Origin of the sequence: Pseudomonas sp. B6001 (assembly GCF_013386015.1) — a bacterium.
Classification (GTDB): Bacteria; Pseudomonadota; Gammaproteobacteria; order Pseudomonadales; family Pseudomonadaceae; genus Aquipseudomonas.
Genome location: NZ_JACAOX010000017.1, coordinates 40,987 through 65,700, shown reverse-complemented (window position 1 = coordinate 65,700; position 24,714 = coordinate 40,987). Strand labels below are relative to the sequence as shown.

Below are 24,714 nucleotides of genomic sequence, written 5' to 3'. Positions count from 1 at the left end.
GAAAGTTCGAGGACATCATTACTGAAAAGCCCGGGCAACCGGGCTTTTTGGAATGCCTACCTAGAGAACCCATTCAAATTGAAACAAACACCTACAACCGGCGACCTGCCGGTATCACTCATTCCAGGAGGCGTGACATGACAAACGAGCAGCAAGCGTTGGCGGAAATGCCTATCTGGCTGGTCATCGTATTGGCGGTGATTGGCGGGGTTTCCGGAGAAATGTGGCGCGCCGACAAGGAAGGCGCCCGCGGTTGGTCGCTTATGCGGCGCCTGGCCCTGCGTTCGGGGGCCTGCATGGTGTGCGGGGTATCAGCCCTGATGCTGTGTTACGCCGCCGGCATGTCGATCTGGACGGCCGGCGCCATTGGGTGCCTGACCGCCATGGCCGGCGCCGACGTGGCCATCGGCCTTTATGAACGCTGGGCGGCCAAGCGCATCGGCGTCAACGAAGGCCCTGGCCGGGACCCGCAGTAACCGTTGCAAGGACGCTACTTAAATGACACTTATCGAAAAACCCTCCCAATTGCCCCAGGCCATCAGCGAGGCACTGCGCAGGGCGTTTCCGGAACTTAAGGTCGGCACTCATCAGGACTTTCAGGGCGGCGCGAACAACACCGGCGTGTTGATCACGGCCGAAGGCAATGGGCCGGGCCTTCGCTCCCGCGAGGGGCGCAAGGCCCATGCCCTGGGGATTTCACTCAAGGCCATGGTGGCCCCGGGTGCCTTGCCCTTTGATGCCTGCGACCTGGCCAGCCAACTGATGGACCTGGTGCTGGATAACCGCTGGAACCTGCCGCAGGCGCAGTGCGACCTGCCGACCAGCATTGTCGCTACGCCTTCAATACGCACCAGCGCGGAGACGGACTACGACACCTGGACCGTCACCTTCACCCAAACCCTCTATATCGGGCCGCCGTTGCTCAACGATCCCACAGGCAAGCCGCTTTTTGCCTGCACCTGGGAAGTTTCGAACATCGACGACCCCGACCAATACAAGCCGCTGGCGGAGTAGCCCATGTTCGACGCGCTGTTACGCATGCAACTGGGGCCGATCGTGGAGCGCCTGGCGGAAATGGAAAGCCAGCTCGAAGACCTGTATCGACGCGCCGAAAGTTTCTGCCGAATCGGCGTGTGCCAGGAGGTCGACGCCGCCAGCAATACCTGCAAGGTCAGCCACGGCGAACTGCTCACCCCGGCGATCCGCTTTTTCAACCCCAGCGCCGGGGCACAGACGGAAACCCGCATCCCGTCAGTAGGCGAGCAATGTTTGCTGCTCAACTACGGCGCCGGGGAGGGCGGGGCGCAATCGGTGGCCTTGTTCGGCTTGAACAGCGACCGCTTTCCACCGGTCTCCAGCGCTTCGACACTGACCCGGCGCCGCCATCAGGACGGTACCCAGAGCGACTACGACGACGCCAGCCATACCTTCAACTGGGTCAATGGCCCCACCACGTTCACAGGTTCCCGCGAACAGGTCGACATCAAGGTCGGCGCCGCCAGCCTCACGATGAGCGCCCAGGGCGTCACGCTGCAAGTCGGCGGCACCAGCCTGTTGCTGGATGCAGGCGGCGCGCACTTCAGCGGCCCGGTGGTGGACCACCAGGGTCAAGTCATCAGCCCCTGACAAGGACATCCCATGATCGGAATCGATAGAAACACCGGGGCGGCGGTCGATGACTGGCTGCAATTTGTGCAGCGCGCTACCCGAGCGCTGACCACGCCCTTGGGCACTCGCCAGAAGCGCCCGCTGTACGGCTCGATGATCCCGCAGCTGCTCGGGCAAAACCTCGGCGATGACCTGCTGATTCTCGCCCAGAGCCATGCCGCCCAGGCGTTCTACAACCCGCAGAACGGCATCGCCGACTTCGAGCCGCAAGTCATCGTCGCCAACCGCCAGGGCGCCGGCCTGTTGCTGCGCTTCGCCGGCACCTGGAAAAACCGCAAGCAATCCTTCGAGGTGGTGACATGAGCATGCTGATACCCGGCCAGAACCAGTTGGCTGAGCCAGCGATCATTGCGGTCGATAAGTTCGAGCCACTGTTGGCGGAGTTCAAGGCGTTTGTCGTTGATTACGTCGCTACTCGTGCACCAGAAAATGCCGCCAAGCTGAAGGTCAGCCTGGAGAACGAGAGCGAGTTGCTGACGTTGGCGCTGGAAGCTTTTTGCGTTCGCCTGCAAACCCACGAGCGCAAATACAACGCCCGCATCAAGCAGATGCTGGCGTGGTGGGCTACCGGCAGCAACCTCGATGCGCGCCTGGCGGACATGGGCCTTGAGCGCCAGGTGCTCGACCCTGGTGACCCGGCGGCTTTCCCGCCGGTACCGCCAACATTGGAGAGCGACGATGACGCCCGGTTGCGTTATTACCTCGCGCCTCACGCTCCGGCGGCGGGCTCGCGGATGCAGTATCGGCGGGAGGTTTTCACCCTCGGTGAGCGTCCATCGGTGAAAGTGCAAAGTGCTACGCCGGGTGTGGTGACGGTCACTTATACCTTCGACCCGGACGGCTACGCGGCACGGGTCAAGGATGGTAATGGCCGTCGAACCGCGCCCGGCGAAGTGATGGTCACGGTCCTGTCCAGAGACGGGGATGGCACACCTTCTGCTGATCTGCTTGACGGTGTACGTCGGCATTTCGCCCGGCCTGACGTGCGACCGGAAACGGATCTCGTCACGGTGCAGGCGGCTCAGATCCTGCGCTACAAAATCCGCGTGGTGGCCAAGATCAACGCCGGCCCGGATTCCGGGCTCACTCAAGTCGCCGCCCAGAAACTGCTGCAAGACTATGCAGAGTCCTGTCATCGCCTGGAAGGGCGGGTGGACCCGAGCTGGATCGACTACGCCATCCACTCGGCGGGAGCTGCACAACTGCAAATCCTTGAACCGCTGGAGCCGATCGTCACTACCGCGTTCCAGGCCCCGTATTGCACGGGTGTCGAGGTGGAGGTGCGCACGCTATGAGTGAGCCAAAAGGCAGTTTGCTGCCTGCCAACAGTTCGCCGTTGGAGAAGGCGCTGGACCTGGGTTTCGGGCAATTGCTCGATCGGGTGACGCCCCCTTTTCCCGCCCTGATGAACCCGCTGCAGACGCCGGCTGAATTCCTTCCCTACCTGGCCGCTGATCGCGGCGTCAGTGAATGGGACGCCGCTGCCAGCGAGTCGGAGAAGCGCCTCACCGTGGCCTTGTCCTGGCAAATCCAGCGTCAGGCCGGTACGCCCAAGGCGCTGAGCTACGCCGTCGAATCCCTGGGATTCACCCCCAATATCAGTGCCTGGTATCAACAGCGGCCAACCGGCCTGCCTTACACCTTTGATGTGCAGGCAATCATCGGTCGCAGTTGGTCCAGTGGCGATCACAACCGTTTGATCCGCCGCATCAACGCGGCCAAGAGCGAGCGGGACCTGGCCACCATCACCATCGTGCACGAGACCTCCCAGGGTTTACGTGTTGCTGCAGCCGCTGATCCAGGGTTGAGCATCGGCGATGAGGGCCCGCCCGGGGCGTTGCCCGAAGTGAAGCTGCACGGGGTACTTGCTTGCAGCAGCGTGGCGCACACACCGCTCAGCGATGGCGAGTTGCAGTTGTGCGGCGTACTGCCTGAACTCGGGCTGGCGGCCCGGCTAAACAGTGCCGGGGTTGCCCGGCACTACACCATTAACGACTACGACCTCAGGGCGCAGCCATGACAGATGAAATTACACGCCTGGTGCGCTTCACCTCCAAGGGATTGGATGAAGTGCTGCAGGCAAAGAACCAGGGCTTGAAAGGCGAGATCACCCACATTGGCGCTGGTACTGGCCGCTACAACCCCGACGGCACCGAAGTGGCCCTGCATGACGAGCGCCAGCGGGTCGCCATTGTGGACTACGAGGATCTGGGCGACCGGCAACTCCGGATGGCCGCGCTGTTTGATGGCGAGGCCGAGTATGAGATCGGCGAGTTTGGTTTTTACCTCGCCAGTGGCACGTTGTTGGCGGTGTATTCCGTGGAGGGGAAGCTGCTCACGTATAAAGCGGCGGCCGCTCGGGTACTGCAGAAGTTCACGTTGGATATTTCGCCGTTGCCGGCGGATAGCGTGACGATTGTGGTGGGGAGCGAGAATTTGAATGTATTGATGGCTGAAGAAATCGCAATCATGGCGGCGGCTTCGGTTGGCAATATGTCCCGCCACGTTGATCTGATGTTGCGGGTTATGCATCTCGAAGCGAAGTAGTTGCACTGACAAAAGTGCTGGAAAGACTAATTGACAGGGAGTTGATGATGGGAATTGAAACGACTATCACGAAAGTGGTTGATGCGTGTAATAAGCTGACGGAAACGGTGACTAACCAGATTGGAAAAATTGATGCGCGGGTAGAGGCGGCGTCGAGTCAGTTCACCGCTTGGCGTAATAGCGTGCAAGCCAAAGATATCAATGGTCGCGCGCTGTATAAACAGGAAATTGATCTAACAGGGCTTCCGACCGATACGTTTTATCCTGTCTGGTGGACGATGCCAGGCAATGAAAGTGGTGAAACGGAAATTACTCTTTCCCGGATCTACAGTCGCGATCAAGAGTTAGAGCCTTTTGGTAAGGGTGTCTATCACATCGCGGGGCTGAATTTGCAGATGGAGGGGTGCGGTTACATCTGGAACGGAGACGGTAACTTATTGAGCATTAAGCGTATTTCTCAAACTTACCGTGAGTCGGTTCGAGGTGTAAGTTTCGGGATGATCTGTGTTGCACGACATATCACCGGCGTCAGGCCGTTGTATCAAGGTGTAGCCGATGGTCAAGTAATTCAGGCATCAATGCATTCCGGTGTTTATTTGCGCGGAGGGCTGGGTTACACGGTGACTAAATCGTTTGCCGGCGCTGTTGGCTTCAGCCGTTCCGATAGCGAGGTGGCTATTGGCGAAAGTACTCAAGGCGATTGGGAAATTCGTTGGTGCGTTCGACCGTATCGTTTGGCGGATGCCGACGCGGTCCTGGGAGCAACGTTGCCGGAGAAGCGGTTGGCGTACTCCTACGACAACGACAAAATCTACGCATCGAAGGGGGTTTGAATGACGCTTTCTATTAAAACTGCCGTGACACCTGCAGGTGAGCAGTTGATCAATATTCCTGCGGATATTGAGATTCTCAAAAATCTTGGTTTTTCCGTCGAACAAGCAGAACAGCTGTGCATTGAGGCCGCGAAAACCACTCAGCTAGAGAGTTCTATCGCGGCGCGTCGCACCCTGTATGTGACTGAAGCCGACCCGCTTTTCCTTGAGTGGCAATACGACGAAACTCCTGAAAAAGAAAAGGCGTGGCGCGACAAAGTTGCGGAGATCAAAGCACTTTATCCATTGCCTGATCGCACCTGAACCACACACCGCGAAAGCGGTTTTTTTTCGCCCGCCCAAAGCCCCTCTCGCAGGGGCTTTGGCGTTTTCCACCCGGAGAATTCCACTCATGTTTAACCGCCAAACCTACACCGTCCTCATTCCATTCCCCACCGGCAACGGCCACTGGTCTACCGCCGGCGAGGAACTGGAACTGCTGGACGTCGAAGCATCCGCCCTGCGCACCGCTGGCCGCCTGGAACTGACCAGCGTCCTCAACTCCACCCCGAAGAAGGCTGACTGATCATGGCTGAGGTTTTGAACTTCGAACACAACGGCATCACCGTGAACGCCACCGAATCCCCCGAGGCCATGGGTGGCCTGGGCGATAACGTCATCGGCCTGGTGGGCACTGCCCCCAACGCCCATGCGTCGATTCCGAAAAACGCCCCGTTCCGCATCAACAGCTTCACCACCCAGGCGCTGCTGGACCCTACCGGCGCTGAAACCGGCACGCTGTTCCACGCCGTTTACCAGATCCTCAAAGTGGTCAAGGTGCCGGTCTACGTTGTGATCGTCGACGAGGGCACCACCCCGGCCGACACCATCAATAACGTAATCGGCGGTGAAGAGCCGGTCACCGGCCGCAAACTGGGCCTCGCCGCCCTGGCCAGCGTCCCCGAAGACCTGACCATCATCGGCGCCCCGGGCTTCACCGGCACCAAGGCCGTGGCCGGCGAATTCGCCTCCTTCGGCAAGCGCATCAAGGCCCGTGTGGTGCTGGACGGCAAGGACGCAACCGTCGCCGATCAGGTGACCTACAGCGGCGAACTGGGCGGTGCCGATCTCGGTTTCGACCGTTGCCTGCTGGTGCACAACATGCCGTCGGTGTACTCCAAGGCCGCGAAGAAAAACGTGTTCCTGGCGCCGTCGTCCCTGGCCATCGCCGCGCTGGCCAAGGTCAAGCAGTGGGAAAGCCCGGGCAATCAGGTGACCTTCGCCGAAGACGTGTCCCGCGTGGTTGAGTACAACATCCTCGACACCTCCACCGAAGGCGACCTGCTCAACCGCTACGGCGTGAGCTACTACGCCCGCACCGTCCTCGGCGGTTTCTCGCTGCTGGGTAACCGCTCCATCACCGGCAAGTTCATCAGCTACGTGGGCCTGGAAGATGCGATCAGCCGCAAGCTGGTCAAGGCCGGCCAGAAAGCCATGGCCAAGAACCTCACCAAGTCGTTCATGGACCAGGAGGTCAAGCGCATCAACGACTGGCTGCAAACCCTGGTGGCCGACGAGACCATTCCCGGCGGCAGCGTGTACCTGCACCCGGAATTGAACAGTGTCGAGAAGTACAAGAACGGCACCTGGTTCATCGTCATCGACTACGGCCGCTACGCGCCGAACGAACACATGATTTATCAACTCAACGCCCGCGATGAAATCATCGAGCAGTTCCTGGAGGACGTTCTCTAATGTTTACCAACCGAATCAGACAGGCCATGGCGGCCACCCTTCAAGGCCTGCCGTTGTCGGCGACGGTCACCTCGTTCGCACCGCCGAAGATCGACTTCGACATGGAACAGATGACCGGCGGACGTTTCATCGCCGAAGAAATGGCCAAGAGCGCCAAAGTGCTCAACGCCACATTGGAGCTGCAAGGCGCGGGTCCGGAAATCATGCTTGCCCTGGGGGTGCGCCTGGGCGATGACATTTTGCTGAACGTGCGTGAAGCCGGCCAGGACCAGGACGGCAAGACTTACTTCACCTACCACACCATCGGCGGCAAGCTGAAAACCCTGACCGAGACAACCCTGAAGATGGGCGATAAACCCGCCATCACCCTGGAGTTCTCCTGCCGCACCTACAACCGCCTGGAAAACGGCATCCCGGTGATCGACATCGACGTGCGTACCCAGAAGTTCGTGCTCAACGGCGTCGACATCCTCGGCGATGCCCGCCGCGCGGTACTGATGCCTTAAGCCCCCGGGAGCGGGTTTTCCCGCTCCCATACTTCACCAAGGAATTGATTCATGGCCTGGATGCCTCCGCTGCACATCCTGCTGTCGCCGATCACCGCTGATACCGGCGCGCTGATCGAGCAGATTCAACTCAAGCCGTTGTTCTACGCCGCGCAAAAAGACGCGCTGGCCCGGGCCGGTGATGACGAGGACGATCAGTTCTTCGAACTGGCCAAACTCGCCACCGGCCTGTCGGAAAAAGAACTCGACCAACTCAAGCGTCCGGACTATGTGAGCATCGCCCAGTACGTGCACGACATGTCGACCCGGCCTGCCTCGTACTTCCTCGACACCGACGAGCAGCCCCGCGAATCGGCGACCAGTGAGCACGTCTCGCTGCTGTTGCCTCTTGATACCGCCGGCCGCCGTCTCACCAGCCTGACCCTGGAAATGCCCGCCCTGCGCGCCACCAAGGCGATGAAAAAACTCGCCACCAACAAAGAGCGCGCCGAGTTCATCACTGCCCACTGCACCGGCCTGATGATCCCGGATCTCGCCGACCTCAGCGTGCCCGACTGGACCGAACTGCAGGGGCGCATCGACGATTTTTTAAACAAACCGGCGGACTTCTTTCGGAGCGCGACATCGAAGTAATTCTCGACATCGTGCCGCTCATTTACTCGGTAAATGAAGCGGAAATCCTGGACTGGGACGCCGGAAAAGCATTGCGCCGCTACGACATCGCGATCACTCGCCTTGGCGTCAAACAGGAGTAGAGCGGATGGCAGACAGTAAATTTGGATTGAGGTCGCTCATCGCCAGGGACGGCGAGGCGATTTACGGCTCGCTTGAAACGGCCGGGGCAGGCGCCAGCATCCAGCCGATTGCGCCGATGCTTGCCGGCCCGTCCTGGCTTGATACCGTACCCAAGGCCGTGCCGGGCCAGGAACTGGCGAATGTCGGTGCGCAACTGACGCAACTGGTCACGGGGCAGACCCGGCTCATCGACACGCTGGAGAGGTTCAACGGCTCATTGCTCGATGTGATGGGTGCCCTGAAAACCGGCAAGGGCAATAGCACGGGCGGCGCCTCATCCGATACCGTCAAACCCTCGCAGGCGCTGGAAACGGCGATGACCGACCTGCATGAAGTGGTGGGGTTTGCCGGGCATGAGCGCACACAACTGCGCGAAGCCAACCTGGCCTTGGCGTCAGACCCGATGGTTGCCGCAAGTGGCGCAGATGCTGTCGACCTGGCAAGGGTGGAGCAGGTGGGGGCCCGGTCCGGCGTAGGCAAGGACCTTGAAACTCGCCAGGCTGATTTGCTGCAGTTCGCCCGCGATAGCGCGCTCATCGCCGCGGCCTTTCAGACCGATATCAAGACGGCCGGCGAGATGATGGGCGGCTGGCGTGGATCGATGAAGCTGGATCGCCCGCAGGCGCTGGATCTGGCTGACGCCACCAACGTGCTGGGTTCCCACGCTTCGCTCAAGGCCGATGCGGTGGATATTGGTTCGATTGTGCGCCAGAGCACTGCCGCGAGAACATCGGGCATGAGCCCCGAGCAGGTAGCGGCGTTTTCGGCGGCGTTGCTGACGGTTGGTAACAACCGGGCGTCTGCCGGGCTTGCGGTGGAAAAAGTCGGCGCCGCGCTGGCCAAGGGTGACGGTGCCTCCGAGGGGCAGCGTGCTGCCTGGGCAGAGCTCAAGCTTGACCCGAAGGTGCTTGCGGCAGGCATGAAGCAGGACGCACCGCAAACAGTGCTGACGGTCCTCGAGGCGCTCAAGGCGCAGCCCCAGGAACGGCAGGCGGCACTGGCCACGCAGTTGTTCGACGGTAACCGCTCGATTCTGAGCCTGGTGCCGGTGATCGACACGCTGAAGCAGGCCTTTTCGGCGGTGGCCGACAAGTCGACTTACGCGACTTCGGTCCTGGGAGACCAGGGCTCGGTCATGCGTTCGGCGACCGGGCGGGCAGACTCCACGCAAGCTCATGAACAAGCCTTCCAGGCCAGTACCACCCGCCTGGAGACAGCTTCCGATACGGCGATTGCACCCCTGAAAAACGGCGCACTGACGGTGCTGACCTCGGTGGTGAATGGCTTGGGCTGGCTGGCTGAATCGCTGCCCAAAGCCACGGCCGCCCTCACATTGGCCGCGGTGGTGATGGTGCCGCTGGCGAAGAAGCTCGGCGGCACTGTCGTGGACAAAGTCTTCGACAAGGTCGCCGGGAAAGTCCTGGGCGAGGGTGACGCGCCCCGCGATGCCGGTGGCAACAAGTCCGACCCGTCCGGCAGCAAAGGGAAGTCACAAGGCAACGACACACGCCAGGGCGAGCGCACGCCAGGCAAAAAATCAGGCCCTGATGCGCCCACGAAAACCAACAGAGCCAGCCGAATCGCGAAGCGCGGTTCGTTGGCGTTGGTGGTGGCAGACGCGGGTATCAATCTCATCAAGGGCGCGAGCAATGGCACCCTGAAAGAGTCCGTTGGCGCCAGTGTGGGGTCGATAGGCGGTGGCGTCGCGGGTGGTGTGGCCGGCGAGGTTGCAGGGCTGGCCATTGGGCGAGCCGTTGGCACGCTCGCCGGGGCGGCGCTGGGTTCGATTATTCCGGGCGCCGGCACAGTGTTGGGCGGTGTGATCGGCGGCTTTGCCGGCGGTGCAATCGGTAAGGTGGCGGGCGGCGTCGTCGGCACTTTCGTCGGCAGCGACGTCGGGGCGAGCCTGGGCGAGAAAGTCATGAGCAGCGACGACCGTCTCCCGCCACCCGAACAGGTCAGCCAAAGCCTTCCCAACGCTCAAACAGACAACCGGCAAATCAACTTCGCCCCGCAGATCAACATTACCGCACCCGAGCAGACCAGTTACCAGGCGCTGGCGGCGCTCGTCGTGCAACAGATCGAGGCGCAGTTCACGCCGCTGTCGATGGACAACCTGCTGGCGACGCGACGCGACGCGGCACTCACCGATGGAGCGGTTTAATGCGACAACAAATGGTGTTGGGCAGCTTTATTTTCGGGCTGTCGCGCGGGTTTGCCTACGCGACCCTCGACCGTAACAGTAGCGGTGGCTGGGTCGCGCTGGACATCATTGCCGGCAAACCCAAGTCCAGCCAGACCGGCCAGGCCCTCGAAACATTGACCTTTGCCGGCAAGGCGGCGCGTGGCATTGGCATGGCCAGGCTCGACGAACTGCGCGACTTGCAGGCCTTGCGTACACCGCTGCCGTTGGTGGACGGGATTGGCCGTAACTGGGGGCTGTGGACGATCAAATCGGTGGACGAGAAACAAGCCAACGTGATCGACGACGGCACCGCCATGCTGATCAATTGGACGTTGATACTGGAGGAATTCGTCAATGCGTAGAGTCCGAAGTATTGCCGGTGACTCCGTCAACCTGCTGCTCTACCGCGAACTGGGTCGCAGCGACGACGCTGCCGAGGAAGCACTGTGGTATCTCAACCCGGACCTCGCGGAACACGGGGCGGTATTGCCGGCCGGCATCGGTGTAATCGTACCGGAGCTGGACGCGCGGCCCGCCGCAAAAAAACCGGTTTCGGTTTGGGATTAAGGAGGAACCATGGCACTTGGATTCACACCGGCGGTGGAAATTTACGGGACCAATGCCGCGCTGCTCAACGAGCGATTACTGGAGTGGGAACACACCGATGCCGCAGGCTTCGTCTCCGACCAGCTCAAGCTGACCCTCGACATCGAAGGGCTTGAGGGATTGCCCAGCCTGGGTGGGAGGATCGGCCTGCGGGTCGGTTACCTGGAGACCGGCCTGGAGGACAAGGGGCTCTTCAAGATTACCCAGCGCACCCCGTACCTGTTCCCCCTGCGCCTGGTGCTGGTGGCCACGGCGGCGCCGTTCGACCAGGACGAATTCAAACAGCGCCGCACAGCCAGCCATGGGCCAACCACCCTGGGCGCACTGTTCCGCCAACTGACCATACGTTATGGATTCTCACCCAGGGTCGCGCCGGATCTGGACGCTGAAACGATCGCTCACATCGACCAGACCAACGAAAGCGACATGAGCTTCCTGACCCGGCTTGCCAAGCGTTTTGATGCGGTGGCCAAGCCTGTCGACGAGCTGTATGTGCTGGGCCGTAAAGGCCAGATCACCTCGCTGTCGGGCAAGCCGCTGCAAGAAGTGCGGCTGTCGGTCACCCGTGATAACCGTCCGGGCGACCGCGCGTTTATCAGCGCCAGTTTTACCGAGACCAGCCGGGCCAAGTTCGAAGGGGCCAAGGCGTCCTGGTGGGATGTCGCTACCTGCAAGAAACGTGAGGTGGAGGTGGGCGGTGCGCCGTTCAAGGTCCTTGCCCAGCGCTACCAGAGCGAAGACGAAGCCAGGACGGCGGCCGAAGGCGAGATGCGCCGGGTTAGCCGTGAAGGCCTGCAGATCAATGTGATATGCCCCGGCAACCCGGCGTTCCAGGCCGAAGGGCTGCTGGTGCTGGATGAAACCTGGCCCGGCTTCATGCAGGGGCGCTGGTCCATCGACACGCTGACGGCCGTCGGCAAACGCAAGGAAAGCTACCGATGCACGATCAAGGCGAACGGATTGTCGTCACCGCAATGACGTGCTCGATCGGTTCCTTCCACCCACCCGCTTCGGCGGGTTTTTTATTGCCTGGTGAGATGCCATGAAGATAACCCCTCTGGTCAGTCATCTTCGGGATCACTGCCCATCGTTCAACCAACACATCGGCGCCGGCCTCGACCTCGACGCGCTGCAAAACCTGCCAGTGCTCGACTCACCCCAGGCGGTCGTGACGCCGATCAGTGACAAGGCCAGCCCTAACGCTGCGCAAAACAGCAGTCGCCAACCCCTGCGCGAACATTTTGGCGTGGTGCTGGTGCTGGATTTGCCGGAGGGCCAGCAAGCCCAGGCGATGGACCAGCTGCATGCCTTGCGCGCCGAGGTCTGGCGGGCGCTGGTGGGCTACAGGCCCGAGGGGTTCTACGAGCCCATCCAGTACGACGCTGGCGAATGGCTGTTGCTCAGCAAGGTTCGCGGGTTGTACCGGCTGCGGTTTTTTCTCGAGAGCCAGTTGGGACGCAACCTCAGCACGCAGCCGGCGGAAACCTGGCTCGAGCTTGAACTGGACGCTTTGCCGTCCTTCAACGGGGTGACGGTGCGGGTCGATGCCATTGACCCAGCCGACCCCAACCTGCAACGCCCAGGCCCCGACGGGCGCCTGGAAATGACGTTTTCTGCCGAGGTAAAACCATGAGCAAACGCATCACCGTACTGCCGGTTTCCGGCCGTGCCGTACCTGACCCGGAGGCGGGCGATCTGTTGCCCGCCGAAGGCCGCGAAGTCCCGGACAACGCCTGGTGGCGTCGACGTCTGGCCGATGGCGACATCACAACCAAAGCCGTCAAGGCGGCAAAAACACAGGGAGCCAAGTAATGGCGATCGGATTCAGTCATATTCCGGCGGACATTCGTGTGCCGCTGTTCTACGCCGAGATGGACAATTCGGCAGCCAATAGTGCGTCGTCCGCCTTGCGCCGATTGATCGTGGCCCAGGTCAACGACAACGTCACCGGCCCGGAAATCGGCAGCCTGGTGCTGGTATCGAGCGCGGCCATGGCCAAGCGTATCGGTGGCCAGGGTTCGATGCTGGCGTCGATGTACGAGACGTTCCGCAAGAGTGACCCGGTGGGCGAGATCTGGTGCCTGCCGCTGCACAGCACCGAAGGCAGCGCGGCCAAGGCCGAGCTCAAGCTGACCGGCGCCGCGACCCAAGGTGGCATTCTCAGCCTGTACGTCGGCGGCACCCGGGTTCAAGCGACCGTGATCAATGGTGCGACGGCTGCCGTGGCTGCCACCGCCCTGGCGCTGAAAATCAACGCCAGTGCCGACCTGCCGGTCAGTGCGGTAGCCGCCGATGGCACCGTCACCCTGACCGCCAAGTGGACCGGTGAGAGTGGCAACGACATCAGCCTGCAGCTCAACCGCCTGGGCCAGAGCAACGGCGAACAAACCCCCGACGGCCTGACCGCCGTGCTCGGCAAAATGGCGGCGGGCGCCGGTGTGCCGGACCAGCTCGCGGCATTGGCTGCGCTGGGCGACGAGCCGTTCGAGTTCATCTGCATGCCCTGGGCCGACACCACCAGCCTCAACGCCTGGCAAGCGGTGATGGATGACAACAGCGGTCGTTGGTCGTGGGCCAAGCAACTGTTCGGCCACGTTTACACCGCCAAGCGCGGCACTATCGGCACCCTGGTGGCGGCCGGGCAAGGGCGAAATGACCAGCACGTGACCATCCAGGCCATGGAGCCGGGCGTGCCGCAACCGTTCTGGGTCCAGGCCGCAGCATTGGCTGCACGCACGGCGGTGTTCATCTCTGCCGATGCCAGTCGTCCGACCCAAAGCGGCAGCTTGCCGGGCCTCGATCCGGCCGACGCGAGCGAGCGCTTCACTCTGACCGAGCGCCAATCGCTGCTCAACTACGGCATCGCCACCGCTTACTACGAAGGCGGTTACGTGCGCATTCAGCGGGCGATCACCACTTACCAGAAGAACGCGTTCGGCCAGGCGGACAATTCCTATCTGGACAGCGAAACCCTGCACCAGTCGGCCTTTATCGTGCGCCGCCTGCAGAGCGTGATCACCAGCAAGTACGGGCGCCACAAACTCGCTGCTGACGGCACGCGCTTTGGCGCCGGCCAGCCGATCGTCACCCCGAGCACCATCCGCGGTGAGCTGATTGCCCAGTACGCCAAGCTCGAACTGGAAGGCCATGTGGAGAACGCCGAGCTGTTCGCCGAGCACCTGATCGTCGAGCGCGACAGCCAGGACCCGAGCCGGGTCAACGTGCTGTTCCCGCCGGATTACGTCAACGGGCTGCGGGTGTTCGCGCTGCTCAACCAGTTCCGTTTGCAGTACGACGCGGCGGTGTAGGCCCCGCGCTTTTCGCAACTGATTCCAGCCCGCCGAGTGCGGGCTTATTTTTGGGAGAAACATCATGGGTCAACTGATTGCGGGCACCTGCTACGTCAAAGTGGACGGCGCTCAACTGACCATCAACGGCGGCTGCGAAGCACCGTTGATGGCCGTCAAGCGGGAAACCGTGGTGCCGGGTTTCTATAAGGAAACCGACATCACCCCGTCTTTCAAAGTTACCGCGCTGCACACGCCGGACTTTCCATTGAAGCAACTGATCGCCGGCACCGACATGACCGTCACCTGCGAATTCAACAACGGCAAGGTCTACGTGCTGGCCGGTGCCTACCTGGTGGAAGAGCCGGTGGCCAAGGGCGATGATGCCGTGATCGAGCTGAAATTCGAAGGCATCAAGGGGACCTGGCAATGACCGATACGGTGAAGCTGCAAGCGGCCATCGAGGCCCACGGCGAGTCATTGACCGAACTCACCCTGCGCCGCCCGACGGTGCAGGAGGTGCGGGCAATCAAGGCGCTGCCGTACAAGATCGACAAGGGCGAAGACGTGAGTCTGGACCTTGACGTCGCCGCCAAGTACATCGCCGTGTGCGCGGGTATCCCGCCGTCGTCGGTCAACCAGCTCGACCTGATGGACTTCAACGCGCTGAGCTGGGCCGTCGCTGGTTTTTTCATGAGTGCGGCGCAGGCTCCGTCGCCGAGCTGATTGCGGTGGCCTATGACCTGGCCTGGTTCTGGAAGGTTGATCCCGAACAGATGCTGGCCAGGCCTTTGGATACGCTCCGGGAATCCCTGGAGCATGCGCAACGGATCAATGCGATGCAGCAGGTGCAGTGATGGCAGAAGCTCAGAAAGTAGAAAGTACCGCCGTGCGCCTGACCGGCATCGACCAGCTGTCGCCCAAGCTTGCTGCGCTGCAGGCCATGGTCGGGCGCTTCAGGCAGAACCTGGAACAGACCGGTCTCGGCAAGCTGGATATCGCCGGTTTGGTAAAGGGCGGTGGGCTGGCGGCACCGTTTATCAGCGGTATCAAATCGGCGCTGGCGTTCAAGGCTGAGGTCGGCGAGGTCAATGCCGCCGTGGGGCAGGGCGTTACCGAAACGGCGGCGCAAGGGCTGAAGGATTTCAACGCGTCGCTGGACAAGGTGTCGGTGGCGTTTGGTACTGCGCTGTTGCCGGCCGTCACGGCGGTGGTGGTCGGGTTGGAGCCGTTGCTGACGACGGTGGCCCAGGTGCTCACCGAAAATCCGCAACTGGTGCAGGGCCTGGCTGCCGGCGCAGTAGCGTTTACCGCGATGCAGGCGGCCGTCACCGGCGTGTCTCAGGCACTGGGCTTGATGCAGCTGGTGCTCAGCGCCAATCCGATAGTTTTGGTGGCTGTAGGCATTGCCGTGGCGGCAGGCTTGATCGTTGCCAACTGGAAGCCTATTTCGGCATTTTTTGTCGGGCTCGGCGAGCGGGTGATGGCGGCGATTGGAACCTTGGGCGAGTTTTTCCAGACGGTCTTTGCGTTTCGTCCGCTGGAACAGGTGATGCGCTTGTGGGGGCCGATCACAGGCTTTTTTGCCGGATTGTGGACGTCGCTGAAGGTGATGGCGCAGCCCTTGGTCGGCTTTTTCACCACACTGTTTTCCTGGTCGCCAATGGGTTTGATCGTCAACAACTGGACGCCGTTGAGCGGCTTTTTTGCGGCCCTCTGGGACTTGCTCAAGGCACTGAGTGTGCCGGTGGTCGAGTTCATGAAAAGCCTGTTCAGTTGGTCACCCCAAGGGCAAATCATTGCCAACTGGGGCGTGATCAGTGAGATGTTTGCGGCGATCTGGAGTGACTTCAAACTCACCGCGCTGGCGGCTTTTACCATCGTCAGCAGTTACTTCGATTGGTCGCCCCTGGACAAGGTTTCTGCCGTCTGGGGTAGCGTCAGCGGTGCATTCGCCTCGATCTGGGGCGATATCAAGTTGCAGGCCCAGGACGCCTTTGTAGTGTTGAGTGGCCTGTTCGACGACTGGCATCCGATGGAGCAACTTGAAGCCATGTGGGCACCGGTGCTGAGTTGGTTCACCGCGCTGTCGGAGAAGCTTGCGGTGATCACCGCACCGATTCGCAAGCTGTTCAACGGTGGGCTGGGTGAAGTGATCAACCAGGCGACCGGCAGTGTGCTGGAGTTGACCACCGAGCAACAGGAACGTAATGCCGAAAGCGCGCGCGATCCGTCCTGGTTCCGCAAGGGGCCTGGCTTGGTATCACCGCTGGCGTCCAGCTCCAGTTCGCTGCTGCAACAAACCGCTGCCAACAACCGCACGCAGCTCAACGGCGATTTGCGGGTGAGCTTCGACAATGCACCGGCCGGCCTGCGGGTCGACCAGCCCAGAACCAACCAGCCCGGCCTGAGCGTCACCCCTCGTGTCGGCTACCGTTCCCTGTCCCTTGGAGGCTCCAATGAGCTGGCGTGATCGTTTGTTGCCGGCGTCGTTTCGTGGCGTCGGGTTTTGGGTTGACCAGGCGAAAGTCCCGGTCGGCAAGAAGGGCCAGTTGCACGAATACCCTCAGCGCGACCTGCCTTTTTTTGAAGGGCTGGGCCAACAGTCCAGGGTGCATGAGCTGACGGCATTTGTAGTGGGCGAGGATTGCCTGGAGCAACGCGACAAGTTGCTCAAGGCCCTGGAGGAGGGGGCCGGCGAGCTGGTGCACCCGTGGCTTGGACGGTTGCAGGTCAAGGTCGGCGAATGCGAGATGACCCAAACCCGCCAGGACGGCGGGCTGGTGACCTTTGCCCTGAAGTTCTATCCCGACGAACCTTTGAAGTTTCCCACTACGGCGGTCAATACCCGCCAGCTGTTGCTGGTGTCGGCCGACAGTTTGCTGGGTTCGGCGGTGCTGCGCTTTGAGCAGGCCGTCGCACTGGTGAAGCAGGCGCGGGTGGGCATCCAGGCGTTGCGCAATGGCCTGGCAGAGGTTTACCAGGTAATTGAGCAGCAATTTGCCCCACTGATTCAGTTGTATGGCGACCTGAATGCCTTGGTCAAAGCCATCAAGGAAGTGCCCAAGGAATTGAGCACCGAGTTCAAGGGCTTGCTCGGCGATGTGAAGGAGTTGAAGGCATTTGCCCGCAGCGGCTATCGCGGCATGCTGGCCAACCTCTCGCAGCAGGTGGAAGCGGCTCGGAATATCGACGTGCCGAAGCTGACCACCGGCAAGGACAGCGTGGCGGCGGTGCAAGCCACTGCCAACCTGGTACAGGATGCGTTGTGGGTGAAGATCGCCCATTGGCTGGCGGACGTACCGGTGGCGACAAAAGCGGTGACCCTCAGTACCACGCCATCCCTGGCGCAACAGGCGGCACAGCCGGTGCAGCGCCGCGAAGTGCCGGTGGCCGACGATGTGCTGGTGCTGCGTGACCTTCTGAACGAAGCCATGTGGCAAGCCGCATTGAAGGCCGACGCCGGGCACTATGTTGCGCTGAACGACCTGCGCCAACAGATGTTCGCGCATCTGACGGCAGTGGCTTCGTCCGGTGTCCGGCTGGTCAATCTGACGCCGATGCGCAGCATGCCCGCCTTGCTGTTGGCCTATCAGCGGTTCGGTGACGCGACGCGAGTGGGCGAGGTGGTGCAGCGCAATCGGGTGGCCCACCCGGGCTTCCTGCCACCGGCGGACCTGCAAGTGGTCAGGGAGTAACCCATGAACGAGTTGGACAATGCCGTCACCCTGACCGTGGACGGCCTGGATTATGGCGGCTGGAAAAGCGTGGAAATCAGCGCCGACCTGGAGCGGCAATTTCGCACCTTCACCCTCAACATCACCTGGCAATGGCCCGGGCAAACCCTGGCGGCGCCGATCAAGCCCGGCGCCCGTTGCCAGGTACGCATCGGTTGCGACCTGGTGCTCACCGGCTTTGTGTTCAAGGCGCCCATCAGTTACGACGGCCGACAGATCAGCCTGAGTATTCAGGGCGGTTCAGTGACCCAGGACCTTGTGGACTGCGCAGCGATAAACCATCCCGGCCAGTGGCGCGGGCAAAGTGTGCTGAGCATCGTCCGGGCGCTGACGGCCACCTATGGCGTGGAGGTGCACAGCGAGATTGCCGAAACTGCGCGCCTGCATACCCACAGCATCGTGCCCGGGGAGACGGTATTTCAATCCATCGACCGCTTGCTGACGTTGTATCGGGTGTTCTCCACCGACGATGCGGATGGGCGCCTGGTATTGGCATCGCCCGGTAGTGCAGGGCGTGCGAATGACAGCCTGGAGCTGGGCCAGAACATCCTTTCGGCTAACGCACCGATGGACTTCAGCTCGGTATTTTCCGAGTACCGCGTCATCGGCCAGCACAAGGGCGATGATCAGAAAAGTGCAGCGGCGGTCAGTGAGGTTTCAGGGATTTCCCGGGATGAAAAAGCCACGCGAAAACGCGTCACGGTGATCAGCGAACCGACGCAGTTGACCCCCGAGCTGGCCCAGCAACGTGCCGACTGGGAACGCGCCACCCGTACCGGAAAAGCCCTGACCACCACCTACACCGTGCAAGGCTGGCGGCAGTCCAACGGCGATTTGTGGCGCCACAACCTGTTGGTACGGGTGATCGATCCGGTGCTGGGCTTTGACCAGGACATGCTGATCTCCAAGGTCACCTGGTCGCTCTCCGACCAAGGTTCGATCACCACGCTACAGGTGGCGCCGCCGTCCACCTTTTATGCCAATCCGTTGCCATCCGCTTAACCACCAAGGAATTTCCATGAGCTTACTGACTCGCCTGCTGGCGCGCGGCACTGTCGTGCTCGCCCACTCGGCCACCAAGCTGCAATCGCTGCAAATGCGCCTGACGGCAGGCGAAGTGAACGACGACATGGAGCACTTCGAACCCTACGGTTTTACCAGCAACCCTCTGGCGGGCGCTGAAGGCATCGCCACCTTCCTGGGCGGTGACCGCTCCCATGCCATCGTGCTGGTGGTGGCAGACCGTCGCTATCGCTTGCAGTCCCTGGCGCCGGGTGAAGTGGCGATCTATACCGACGAAGGCGACAAAGTTCATTTCAAGCGCGGGCGGGTAATCGACATTGAAACCGGCACCTTGAATATCCGCGCCAGCCAGGCGGTGAACATTGATACGCCGACCCTGACGCAGAGCGGCAAGATCATCTCCCAGGGCGACCAGATTGCCGGCGGCATCAGCCAGATCCGGCACGTGCATGTGGGCGTCCAGCCCGGCAGCGGTCAGACCGGTGCGCCGGCGGGAGGCCAGTGATGTTTGTCTCCGACAACCTGAAAAAGGCCCTGACCCGCTCGGTGCTGATCAGCCTGTTCACCTGGCGCCGTGCCGCGCCGGATGACCCTGTTGACGATGACGAGCGCTTCGGCTGGTGGGGCGACAGTTTTCCCAGCGTGGCCGACGACCGTATCGGCTCAAGGTTGTGGTTGCTGCGCCGGGTCAAGCTGACCCGCCAGACGCAACTGGACGCCGAATTCTATGCCCGCGAAGCCTTGCAATGGCTGATCGACGACGGGCATTGCAGCGCCATCGAAGTCCTCAGTGAACGCCTCGACGCCCAGCGTCTCAACTTGCGCACGCAGCTGACCCTGGCTGATGGCGAGCGCCTGGACATCAACCCTGATAACAGTTGGCAGGTGATCTATGCCGTTTGAAACCCCTTCGCTGCCGGTGCTGATCAAGCGCACCCAAAGCGACCTGGCCAGCGATTCGCTGCGCCAGTCCGATGCCCAGGTCCTGGCGCGCACACTGAGTGGTGCGGCGTTCGGCCTGTACGGTTATCTCGATTGGATCGCTGAGCAGATCCTGCCGGATACCGCGGATGAATCCACCCTGGAGCGCATCGCCGCGCTGCGTTTGAACCAGGCTCGCAAGGCGGCGGTGGCCGCCAGTGGCAGCGTGAGTTTTACCGCAGCGGCGGGCGCGGTGCTGGATGTGGACACGGTGCTGCAAGCCAGTGATGGTCGCAGCTTCAAAGTCACCGCTGCCGGTACCACCCATGCAGGCCTCAACACCGCCACGGTGCAGGCGATTGATGCCGGCACGCTGGGCAACGCTGATGCCGGGCTTAGCCTGATCGCGGTCCAGCCGCTGCAAGGTATTGGTTCGACGTTTACCGTGCTGGCGCCGGGGTTGACCGGCGGTGTGGCACGAGAAACCCTGGAGTCGCTGCGGGCGCGGGTGATTCGTTCCTATCGCGTTATTCCCCAGGGCGGTTCGGCACAGGATTACGAGACCTGGTCCCTCGAAGTGCCCGGCATTACCCGCGCATGGTGTCGCGGCAATTACCTGGGGCCGGGGACGGTGGGGGTGTTCGTGATGCGTGACGACGACCCGCAGCCGATCCCCAATGCCGCGCAGCTTGCGCAGGTTCAAGCCCATATCGAACCGCTGCGGCCAGTGACCGCTGATGTGTATGTGTTGGCGCCGGTGATGAAACCAGTGGCTTATCAACTGCGCTTGACCCCCGACACCAGCGCCGTGCGTGCGGCCGTCGAAGCCCAACTGCGAGACTTGCACAATCGCGAGGCGGGGCTGGGCGACAGCTTGTTGCTGACCCACATCGCCGAAGCCATCAGCACCGCCACCGGTGAGACCGATCACACACTGACAAGCCCGCTGGCGGACGTTACGGCGGCGACAAACCAGTTACTGGTGTTTGGAGGTATCACATGGCTGGGATAAGGACGGCTGGCCAGTACGAGGAGCAACTGATCGCCCTGTTGCCCAGCGGTCCGGCCTGGGACCTGGAGACCATGCCGCAGTTGCAGACGGTGCTCAAAGGCATCGCCGAAGAACTTACGCGCATCGACGCCCGCGCCTGCGACCTGCAAAACGAAATGGACCCCGTGACCGTCAGCGAACTGGTGCCGGAGTGGGAAAGGGTGATGCAACTGCCGGACCCTTGCCTGGGCTTGAGCCCGCTGTACGACGACCGTCGCCTGGCGGTGCGTCGACGTCTGTTGGCGGTGGGCAGCCAGCGCGCCGCGTACTACATCGAAATCGCCCGCAGCCAGGGTTATCCCGACGCCAGTGTCACTGAACATCGCGCCCCGCGCATGGGCCGCTCACGGTTTGGCGCGGCGCATTTTGGCACCTGGCAGGCGCACTTCATGTGGACGCTCAACACCGGCGGCCGCCAGCACCTGGGGCGGCGGTTTGGGGCGAGTTATTGGGGAGAGCGGTTTGGCGTCAACCCGGGCAATGCCCTGGAGTGCCTGATTCATCGCAGCGCACCTGCTCATACGCAGGTGCACATCAATTATGACTAGAGGGTAGAAGCGTGGATTATCCAAAGAGTGTGCCCAGCGTTGGGCTGGTGAATGGCAAGTTTGTGGATGAAAACCCGGTGACCGGGACGCCGGGGAGTTTGATTCCGGCGGCTTGGGGGAATGGGGTTACGCAGGAGATTTTGAATGTGCTGGCGGCGGCGGGGATTGCGCCGGATGAGACGAAGACCGATCAGTTAGCGCAGGCGCTTAGCGTTTTGAGTGATTGGTTGAAGTTGAAGAATAAGCCGACGACGTTGGCGGGGTATGGGATTAAGGATGCCATGCCTGCGGGGGCGGGCGGACTTCTTACTATTCCTGCCGTGGTGAAAGGAAACTCCTCAGAGTTAACTTCCACGCAGTTCGTGACACTCGCCGACGCTACGACGGATCGGCCCGATGCGGTCAGATACGGCGCTGGGCTGCATATAAAGTATCCCGATGGTAAGTATGGGTTTGATCTCCTTGCGGGGATTACAGGCGAATGGTTCGGAGTACGTCGAGTTGCAGATGATGGCAAGGGAACTTGGCGCATGTTGTGGCATGACGGAAACTTCAATCCGGCAGCCAAAGCAGATAAGGCAACATCGCTGGCAGGATATGGAATCACTGACGCATTGGTGGTTGGGGGGACCAGTCGTCAACGACCTAGTTTGTCCGCGCAAGTCTTGGGAGAACTTGGCAATGGTGTTGGTGGTGCGTTGGAAATTCGAGAGGCGCAGGAAGTCAGTAATACCCAGACCAGTTTCGATTACGCACCGCGAATCCTGTTTCACTGGGCGGGGCTGATTGCCAGGTCTTTGGCTATGAACTCTGCAGGAGAACTCTCGTGGGGATCACAGACGGTTTGGACCTCCGGCAATTTTGACCCTGCCCGTAAAGCGAACGTGGCTACGACGCTGGCGGGTTACGGGATTACCGATGCTCTGTCAGCTTCCAGTTTTTTAAAACCGGTAGCAGGGCAATGGATCGCGCTAGGCGGTAGCGGTGTACTTCCGGCAGGCGGAACGTGGGCCTTTTTCTGCGCCAATTACAACGGCAATGGGGCCGCACTTGGCGGCAACGCTGGAGTGGCCGCCGGAGGCACTGCAGTGGGCAATGGAAACTGTGTTGGTTTTGCATGGAGGATCCAGTAATGGATAACAAGACGACTGTTGAGGATCTGGATGCCACCTCGTCTACGAGTTACAAAATCGAGGACATTTTTCTAAAAGCCGATGGTAGCTACCTGGTGACGCTGGATGGCTATCCGTACCATGCTACCGAGGCCGAAACACCGGATGTTTATCGCGCGGTGCGTTTGCTGATCGATTCGGGTGAGCAGTGCCAGGAACATATCGCCCCGGTCATTTCCGATGCTGAAGTCAAGGCTAATGAGCGCATGTGGCGTGATTCAGAAATTCAGCGCATCAGTTGGGTACGTGATCGTCATCGTGACCAGTTGGAAATGGGATTGAAAACCACGCTGTCAGATGAGCAGTTCAAAGAGTTGCTCAAATACACTCAAGCATTGCGTGACTGGCCCCAGGCTGAGAGCTTTCCTTCGATAACTAAACGGCCCGTTGCATTACCTTGGTTGGATGCTGTTGCTCAGTAAACGTGTCGGCTGCGAGAGTAGAAATCGATGGTAATAACCCTTCCCCAACTTATCCAGGTAATGCCTGGAGCCCGCCTCAGAGCGGGCATTTTTTTGGCTCCTTTAAATGAGGCTACCGCACGTCACCAAATCACAACATCCAAACGCATCGCCGCCTTCCTCGCCCAAATCGGCCACGAATCCGGCGAACTGCGCTATGTACGTGAACTGGGCAGCGATCAATACCTGAGCAAATACGACACCGGTACCTTGGCCGCCCGCCTGGGCAACTCCCCTGAAGCCGATGGCGACGGCCAGAAGTATCGCGGCCGCGGCCTGATCCAGATCACCGGCCGGCGCAACTACCTGGCGTGCAGTCAGGCATTGTTCGGCGATGAGCGTTTGTTGCACCAACCGGAGTTGCTGGAGCAGCCGCAATGGGCGTGCGAATCTGCCGCGTGGTTCTGGCAGAGCAATGGCTTGAACGAGCTGGCTGACCAGGACCAGTTCACCACGATCACCCGGCGCATCAATGGTGGCCTCAACGGTCTGGAGAACCGTATGCAACTGTGGGCGCGGGCGAAGGCGGTGTCATGGGCTTCCTGACGTCGTGTCGCCTGCTTGGGTTTTGCCTGTTGTTCGCAGTTTCGGCGGGTGTTGCCTGGCAGGTACAGGCTTGGCGATATGGCGCACAACTCGAGCACCTGCAGGCTCTGCATGCCGCAGCACTCAGCCAGCAACAACAGGTGGAACAGGACAAACGGCTGGCACTGGAGCAACAACTCAGCGTCAGCGACCAACAACACACCCGGGAGCTTTCCGATGCACAACGCGCTCAGGCTCACCTGCGGGATCGCCTGGCCACTGCTGATGTGCGGTTGTCAGTCCTTCTCGACGCCAGCGATTCAGTCAGCGGCTGTGCAATGCCAGCCACCGCCCCCTCCGGCAGCCTGGTTCATGGCGCCCCGCGAGCCCGACTTGACCCGGCGCATGCTCAACGAATTATCGGCATCACCGACGACGGCGACAACGCAATGATCGCCTTGCGCGCCTGCCAGGCGTATGTCCGGGCCGTCGCGCGTTAGTCTCTTGTAACTTGCATGGCCCATGGGCTCCTGTAGGGTAGGCAAACGCCCGTCCACTCCAGGAGATGACCGTGAAGGAAATTACTCAACTCGCCGCTGAACTTGGCCGACGCTTGCAGGTTCTCAATGCCCACGTCACAACGGCCGAGTCGTGCACCGGCGGCGGTATCGCCGAGGCAATCACGCGGATTCCCGGGAGTTCGGCCTGGTTCGAGGCGGGCTATGTCACGTATTCCAATCGCCAGAAGACGCGGCAACTGAATGTGTCGGAAGCTCTGTTCCCCAAGGTCGGTGCCGTCAGCCGCGAAGTGGTGGAGGCGATGGTGCGGGGTGCCCAGGAGAAGAGCCTGGCGCGTTTTGCCGTGGCCGTCAGCGGCGTGGCCGGGCCCGATGGCGGTTCGCCGGACAAGCCGGTGGGCACCGTATGGCTGGCCTGGGGCGTGGGCGATGAGGTTACCGCCGAGCTCGAACACTTCCCCGGCAACCGCGACGAGGTCCGCCGACAAACGGTAAAGGCCGCGCTAGAGGGCTTGTTGCGACGAGCTGCAGCAGAAATAGAAAATCAGGGGTAGGCGATCACGGATCTTTGTGGAACAATACTGTCTACTTATACAG

35 protein-coding genes are annotated in these 24,714 nt (G+C 61.3%); all 35 read left to right on the top strand.

All coding sequences use genetic code 11. The features are described from left to right. The first annotated feature begins 137 nt into the window (after window positions 1-137). The 35 genes from HX821_RS17710 to HX821_RS17545 all read left to right on the top strand — a co-directional run bounded on the left by HX821_RS17710 (window position 138) and on the right by HX821_RS17545 (window position 24,671). Window positions 138-476: a phage holin family protein gene (locus HX821_RS17710; protein ID WP_003208680.1), complete on the top strand. Its 339-nt coding sequence runs from the start codon at window positions 138-140 to the stop codon at window positions 474-476. 22 nt (window positions 477-498) lie between these two features. Continuing rightward, entirely contained in the window at window positions 499-1,014 is a 516-nt protein-coding gene (locus HX821_RS17705; protein WP_177036166.1) for a hypothetical protein, read from the top strand. Between the two features lie 3 nt (window positions 1,015-1,017). Next, window positions 1,018-1,626, top strand: coding sequence for a phage baseplate assembly protein V (locus HX821_RS17700; protein ID WP_177036165.1), 609 nt, complete (start codon window positions 1,018-1,020; stop codon window positions 1,624-1,626). Window positions 1,627-1,638: 12 nt separating this feature from the next. Beyond that, complete coding sequence (locus HX821_RS17695) at window positions 1,639-1,971, top strand: phage baseplate protein (RefSeq protein WP_003208675.1); 333 nt, start codon at window positions 1,639-1,641, stop codon at window positions 1,969-1,971. Continuing rightward, entirely contained in the window at window positions 1,968-2,963 is a 996-nt protein-coding gene (locus HX821_RS17690) for a baseplate J/gp47 family protein (RefSeq protein ID WP_177036164.1), read from the top strand. Before HX821_RS17695 ends, HX821_RS17690 begins: the two co-directional genes overlap by 4 nt. After that, window positions 2,960-3,688, top strand: a complete 729-nt coding sequence (locus HX821_RS17685; protein ID WP_102369831.1) for a phage tail protein I — start codon at window positions 2,960-2,962, stop codon at window positions 3,686-3,688. The genes HX821_RS17690 and HX821_RS17685 overlap by 4 nt, the downstream gene beginning before the upstream one ends. Beyond that, a complete protein-coding gene (locus tag HX821_RS17680; protein ID WP_177036163.1) occupies window positions 3,685-4,215 on the top strand; it encodes a hypothetical protein in 531 nt (176 codons plus the stop codon). The genes HX821_RS17685 and HX821_RS17680 overlap by 4 nt, the downstream gene beginning before the upstream one ends. A 47-nt stretch (window positions 4,216-4,262) precedes the next feature. Further along, window positions 4,263-5,048, top strand: coding sequence for a phage tail protein (locus tag HX821_RS17675; RefSeq protein WP_177036162.1), 786 nt, complete (start codon window positions 4,263-4,265; stop codon window positions 5,046-5,048). Beyond that, complete coding sequence (locus HX821_RS17670; protein ID WP_177036161.1) at window positions 5,049-5,351, top strand: hypothetical protein; 303 nt, start codon at window positions 5,049-5,051, stop codon at window positions 5,349-5,351. Between the two features lie 88 nt (window positions 5,352-5,439). Continuing rightward, the gene (locus tag HX821_RS17665; protein ID WP_003208665.1) at window positions 5,440-5,613 is read left to right on the top strand and encodes a hypothetical protein; all 174 of its coding nucleotides are present in this window, start codon (window positions 5,440-5,442) and stop codon (window positions 5,611-5,613) included. A gap of 2 nt (window positions 5,614-5,615) precedes the next feature. Next, window positions 5,616-6,782, top strand: a complete 1,167-nt coding sequence (locus HX821_RS17660) for a tail protein (RefSeq protein ID WP_008433540.1) — start codon at window positions 5,616-5,618, stop codon at window positions 6,780-6,782. Next, window positions 6,782-7,288, top strand: a complete 507-nt coding sequence (locus HX821_RS17655) for a phage major tail tube protein (RefSeq protein WP_003208662.1) — start codon at window positions 6,782-6,784, stop codon at window positions 7,286-7,288. Before HX821_RS17660 ends, HX821_RS17655 begins: the two co-directional genes overlap by 1 nt. Window positions 7,289-7,339: 51 nt before the next feature. Next, window positions 7,340-7,921, top strand: coding sequence for a phage tail assembly protein (locus tag HX821_RS17650; RefSeq protein WP_177036160.1), 582 nt, complete (start codon window positions 7,340-7,342; stop codon window positions 7,919-7,921). 148 nt (window positions 7,922-8,069) lie between these two features. After that, window positions 8,070-10,247, top strand: a complete 2,178-nt coding sequence (locus HX821_RS17645; RefSeq protein WP_256344340.1) for a phage tail tape measure protein — start codon at window positions 8,070-8,072, stop codon at window positions 10,245-10,247. Further along, the gene (locus tag HX821_RS17640; protein ID WP_003208656.1) at window positions 10,247-10,630 is read left to right on the top strand and encodes a phage tail protein; all 384 of its coding nucleotides are present in this window, start codon (window positions 10,247-10,249) and stop codon (window positions 10,628-10,630) included. Before HX821_RS17645 ends, HX821_RS17640 begins: the two co-directional genes overlap by 1 nt. After that, window positions 10,623-10,835, top strand: coding sequence for a tail protein X (locus tag HX821_RS17635; protein ID WP_177022717.1), 213 nt, complete (start codon window positions 10,623-10,625; stop codon window positions 10,833-10,835). The genes HX821_RS17640 and HX821_RS17635 overlap by 8 nt, the downstream gene beginning before the upstream one ends. A gap of 9 nt (window positions 10,836-10,844) precedes the next feature. Further along, a complete protein-coding gene (locus tag HX821_RS17630; protein WP_177036158.1) occupies window positions 10,845-11,852 on the top strand; it encodes a phage late control D family protein in 1,008 nt (335 codons plus the stop codon). Between the two features lie 64 nt (window positions 11,853-11,916). Continuing rightward, window positions 11,917-12,507 (top strand): hypothetical protein, encoded by a 591-nt coding sequence (locus tag HX821_RS17625; protein WP_177022718.1) that lies wholly within the window; start codon window positions 11,917-11,919, stop codon window positions 12,505-12,507. After that, the gene (locus tag HX821_RS17620) at window positions 12,504-12,686 is read left to right on the top strand and encodes a DUF2635 domain-containing protein (protein WP_087695298.1); all 183 of its coding nucleotides are present in this window, start codon (window positions 12,504-12,506) and stop codon (window positions 12,684-12,686) included. Before HX821_RS17625 ends, HX821_RS17620 begins: the two co-directional genes overlap by 4 nt. Beyond that, window positions 12,686-14,182: a phage tail sheath subtilisin-like domain-containing protein gene (locus tag HX821_RS17615; protein WP_177036157.1), complete on the top strand. Its 1,497-nt coding sequence runs from the start codon at window positions 12,686-12,688 to the stop codon at window positions 14,180-14,182. The genes HX821_RS17620 and HX821_RS17615 overlap by 1 nt, the downstream gene beginning before the upstream one ends. Before the next feature lie 64 nt (window positions 14,183-14,246). Continuing rightward, window positions 14,247-14,594, top strand: coding sequence for a phage tail tube protein (locus HX821_RS17610; RefSeq protein ID WP_010170089.1), 348 nt, complete (start codon window positions 14,247-14,249; stop codon window positions 14,592-14,594). After that, complete coding sequence (locus HX821_RS17605; protein ID WP_102369827.1) at window positions 14,591-14,887, top strand: phage tail assembly protein; 297 nt, start codon at window positions 14,591-14,593, stop codon at window positions 14,885-14,887. Before HX821_RS17610 ends, HX821_RS17605 begins: the two co-directional genes overlap by 4 nt. 5 nt (window positions 14,888-14,892) lie before the next feature. Beyond that, complete coding sequence (locus HX821_RS31845; protein ID WP_010170085.1) at window positions 14,893-15,018, top strand: hypothetical protein; 126 nt, start codon at window positions 14,893-14,895, stop codon at window positions 15,016-15,018. Beyond that, window positions 15,018-16,634 (top strand): hypothetical protein, encoded by a 1,617-nt coding sequence (locus HX821_RS17600; protein ID WP_177036156.1) that lies wholly within the window; start codon window positions 15,018-15,020, stop codon window positions 16,632-16,634. Before HX821_RS31845 ends, HX821_RS17600 begins: the two co-directional genes overlap by 1 nt. Further along, window positions 16,621-17,859 (top strand): DNA circularization protein, encoded by a 1,239-nt coding sequence (locus HX821_RS17595; protein ID WP_177036155.1) that lies wholly within the window; start codon window positions 16,621-16,623, stop codon window positions 17,857-17,859. Before HX821_RS17600 ends, HX821_RS17595 begins: the two co-directional genes overlap by 14 nt. Window positions 17,860-17,862: 3 nt before the next feature. Continuing rightward, complete coding sequence (locus HX821_RS17590) at window positions 17,863-18,900, top strand: phage baseplate assembly protein (RefSeq protein ID WP_177036154.1); 1,038 nt, start codon at window positions 17,863-17,865, stop codon at window positions 18,898-18,900. 16 nt (window positions 18,901-18,916) lie between these two features. Next, window positions 18,917-19,426 (top strand): phage baseplate assembly protein V, encoded by a 510-nt coding sequence (locus HX821_RS17585; RefSeq protein ID WP_017480159.1) that lies wholly within the window; start codon window positions 18,917-18,919, stop codon window positions 19,424-19,426. Further along, window positions 19,426-19,824, top strand: coding sequence for a phage GP46 family protein (locus HX821_RS17580; RefSeq protein WP_087695304.1), 399 nt, complete (start codon window positions 19,426-19,428; stop codon window positions 19,822-19,824). The genes HX821_RS17585 and HX821_RS17580 overlap by 1 nt, the downstream gene beginning before the upstream one ends. After that, window positions 19,814-20,854, top strand: a complete 1,041-nt coding sequence (locus HX821_RS17575) for a baseplate J/gp47 family protein (protein WP_177036153.1) — start codon at window positions 19,814-19,816, stop codon at window positions 20,852-20,854. The genes HX821_RS17580 and HX821_RS17575 overlap by 11 nt, the downstream gene beginning before the upstream one ends. Next, window positions 20,842-21,441, top strand: coding sequence for a YmfQ family protein (locus HX821_RS17570; RefSeq protein WP_087695306.1), 600 nt, complete (start codon window positions 20,842-20,844; stop codon window positions 21,439-21,441). The genes HX821_RS17575 and HX821_RS17570 overlap by 13 nt, the downstream gene beginning before the upstream one ends. 11 nt (window positions 21,442-21,452) lie before the next feature. Then, complete coding sequence (locus HX821_RS31840) at window positions 21,453-22,574, top strand: hypothetical protein (RefSeq protein ID WP_371132333.1); 1,122 nt, start codon at window positions 21,453-21,455, stop codon at window positions 22,572-22,574. Beyond that, window positions 22,574-23,035 (top strand): phage tail assembly chaperone, encoded by a 462-nt coding sequence (locus HX821_RS17560; RefSeq protein ID WP_256344339.1) that lies wholly within the window; start codon window positions 22,574-22,576, stop codon window positions 23,033-23,035. The genes HX821_RS31840 and HX821_RS17560 overlap by 1 nt, the downstream gene beginning before the upstream one ends. Before the next feature lie 27 nt (window positions 23,036-23,062). After that, window positions 23,063-23,620, top strand: coding sequence for a glycoside hydrolase family 19 protein (locus HX821_RS17555; RefSeq protein ID WP_177036151.1), 558 nt, complete (start codon window positions 23,063-23,065; stop codon window positions 23,618-23,620). Then, window positions 23,608-24,099, top strand: coding sequence for a lysis system i-spanin subunit Rz (locus tag HX821_RS17550; RefSeq protein WP_177036150.1), 492 nt, complete (start codon window positions 23,608-23,610; stop codon window positions 24,097-24,099). The genes HX821_RS17555 and HX821_RS17550 overlap by 13 nt, the downstream gene beginning before the upstream one ends. 71 nt (window positions 24,100-24,170) lie before the next feature. Next, window positions 24,171-24,671, top strand: a complete 501-nt coding sequence (locus tag HX821_RS17545; RefSeq protein ID WP_177022729.1) for a CinA family protein — start codon at window positions 24,171-24,173, stop codon at window positions 24,669-24,671. Window positions 24,672-24,714: the final 43 nt, after the last annotated feature.

Excerpts from the sequence above, each read along its gene's own strand:
- HX821_RS17710 (WP_003208680.1), top strand. The coding sequence starts at position 138 with ATGACAAACGAGCAGCAAGCGTTGGCGGAAATGCCTATCTGGCTGGTC.
- HX821_RS17705 (WP_177036166.1), top strand. The coding sequence starts at position 499 with ATGACACTTATCGAAAAACCCTCCCAATTGCCCCAGGCCATCAGCGAG.
- HX821_RS17700 (WP_177036165.1), top strand. The coding sequence starts at position 1,018 with ATGTTCGACGCGCTGTTACGCATGCAACTGGGGCCGATCGTGGAGCGC.
- HX821_RS17695 (WP_003208675.1), top strand. The coding sequence starts at position 1,639 with ATGATCGGAATCGATAGAAACACCGGGGCGGCGGTCGATGACTGGCTG.
- HX821_RS17690 (WP_177036164.1), top strand. The coding sequence starts at position 1,968 with ATGAGCATGCTGATACCCGGCCAGAACCAGTTGGCTGAGCCAGCGATC.
- HX821_RS17685 (WP_102369831.1), top strand. The coding sequence starts at position 2,960 with ATGAGTGAGCCAAAAGGCAGTTTGCTGCCTGCCAACAGTTCGCCGTTG.
- HX821_RS17680 (WP_177036163.1), top strand. The coding sequence starts at position 3,685 with ATGACAGATGAAATTACACGCCTGGTGCGCTTCACCTCCAAGGGATTG.
- HX821_RS17675 (WP_177036162.1), top strand. The coding sequence starts at position 4,263 with ATGGGAATTGAAACGACTATCACGAAAGTGGTTGATGCGTGTAATAAG.
- HX821_RS17670 (WP_177036161.1), top strand. The coding sequence starts at position 5,049 with ATGACGCTTTCTATTAAAACTGCCGTGACACCTGCAGGTGAGCAGTTG.
- HX821_RS17665 (WP_003208665.1), top strand. The coding sequence starts at position 5,440 with ATGTTTAACCGCCAAACCTACACCGTCCTCATTCCATTCCCCACCGGC.
- HX821_RS17660 (WP_008433540.1), top strand. The coding sequence starts at position 5,616 with ATGGCTGAGGTTTTGAACTTCGAACACAACGGCATCACCGTGAACGCC.
- HX821_RS17655 (WP_003208662.1), top strand. The coding sequence starts at position 6,782 with ATGTTTACCAACCGAATCAGACAGGCCATGGCGGCCACCCTTCAAGGC.
- HX821_RS17650 (WP_177036160.1), top strand. The coding sequence starts at position 7,340 with ATGGCCTGGATGCCTCCGCTGCACATCCTGCTGTCGCCGATCACCGCT.
- HX821_RS17640 (WP_003208656.1), top strand. The coding sequence starts at position 10,247 with ATGCGACAACAAATGGTGTTGGGCAGCTTTATTTTCGGGCTGTCGCGC.
- HX821_RS17635 (WP_177022717.1), top strand. The coding sequence starts at position 10,623 with ATGCGTAGAGTCCGAAGTATTGCCGGTGACTCCGTCAACCTGCTGCTC.
- HX821_RS17630 (WP_177036158.1), top strand. The coding sequence starts at position 10,845 with ATGGCACTTGGATTCACACCGGCGGTGGAAATTTACGGGACCAATGCC.
- HX821_RS17625 (WP_177022718.1), top strand. The coding sequence starts at position 11,917 with ATGAAGATAACCCCTCTGGTCAGTCATCTTCGGGATCACTGCCCATCG.
- HX821_RS17620 (WP_087695298.1), top strand. The coding sequence starts at position 12,504 with ATGAGCAAACGCATCACCGTACTGCCGGTTTCCGGCCGTGCCGTACCT.
- HX821_RS17615 (WP_177036157.1), top strand. The coding sequence starts at position 12,686 with ATGGCGATCGGATTCAGTCATATTCCGGCGGACATTCGTGTGCCGCTG.
- HX821_RS17610 (WP_010170089.1), top strand. The coding sequence starts at position 14,247 with ATGGGTCAACTGATTGCGGGCACCTGCTACGTCAAAGTGGACGGCGCT.
- HX821_RS17605 (WP_102369827.1), top strand. The coding sequence starts at position 14,591 with ATGACCGATACGGTGAAGCTGCAAGCGGCCATCGAGGCCCACGGCGAG.
- HX821_RS17600 (WP_177036156.1), top strand. The coding sequence starts at position 15,018 with ATGGCAGAAGCTCAGAAAGTAGAAAGTACCGCCGTGCGCCTGACCGGC.
- HX821_RS17595 (WP_177036155.1), top strand. The coding sequence starts at position 16,621 with ATGAGCTGGCGTGATCGTTTGTTGCCGGCGTCGTTTCGTGGCGTCGGG.
- HX821_RS17590 (WP_177036154.1), top strand. The coding sequence starts at position 17,863 with ATGAACGAGTTGGACAATGCCGTCACCCTGACCGTGGACGGCCTGGAT.
- HX821_RS17585 (WP_017480159.1), top strand. The coding sequence starts at position 18,917 with ATGAGCTTACTGACTCGCCTGCTGGCGCGCGGCACTGTCGTGCTCGCC.
- HX821_RS17580 (WP_087695304.1), top strand. The coding sequence starts at position 19,426 with ATGTTTGTCTCCGACAACCTGAAAAAGGCCCTGACCCGCTCGGTGCTG.
- HX821_RS17575 (WP_177036153.1), top strand. The coding sequence starts at position 19,814 with ATGCCGTTTGAAACCCCTTCGCTGCCGGTGCTGATCAAGCGCACCCAA.
- HX821_RS17570 (WP_087695306.1), top strand. The coding sequence starts at position 20,842 with ATGGCTGGGATAAGGACGGCTGGCCAGTACGAGGAGCAACTGATCGCC.
- HX821_RS17560 (WP_256344339.1), top strand. The coding sequence starts at position 22,574 with ATGGATAACAAGACGACTGTTGAGGATCTGGATGCCACCTCGTCTACG.
- HX821_RS17555 (WP_177036151.1), top strand. The coding sequence starts at position 23,063 with ATGGTAATAACCCTTCCCCAACTTATCCAGGTAATGCCTGGAGCCCGC.
- HX821_RS17550 (WP_177036150.1), top strand. The coding sequence starts at position 23,608 with ATGGGCTTCCTGACGTCGTGTCGCCTGCTTGGGTTTTGCCTGTTGTTC.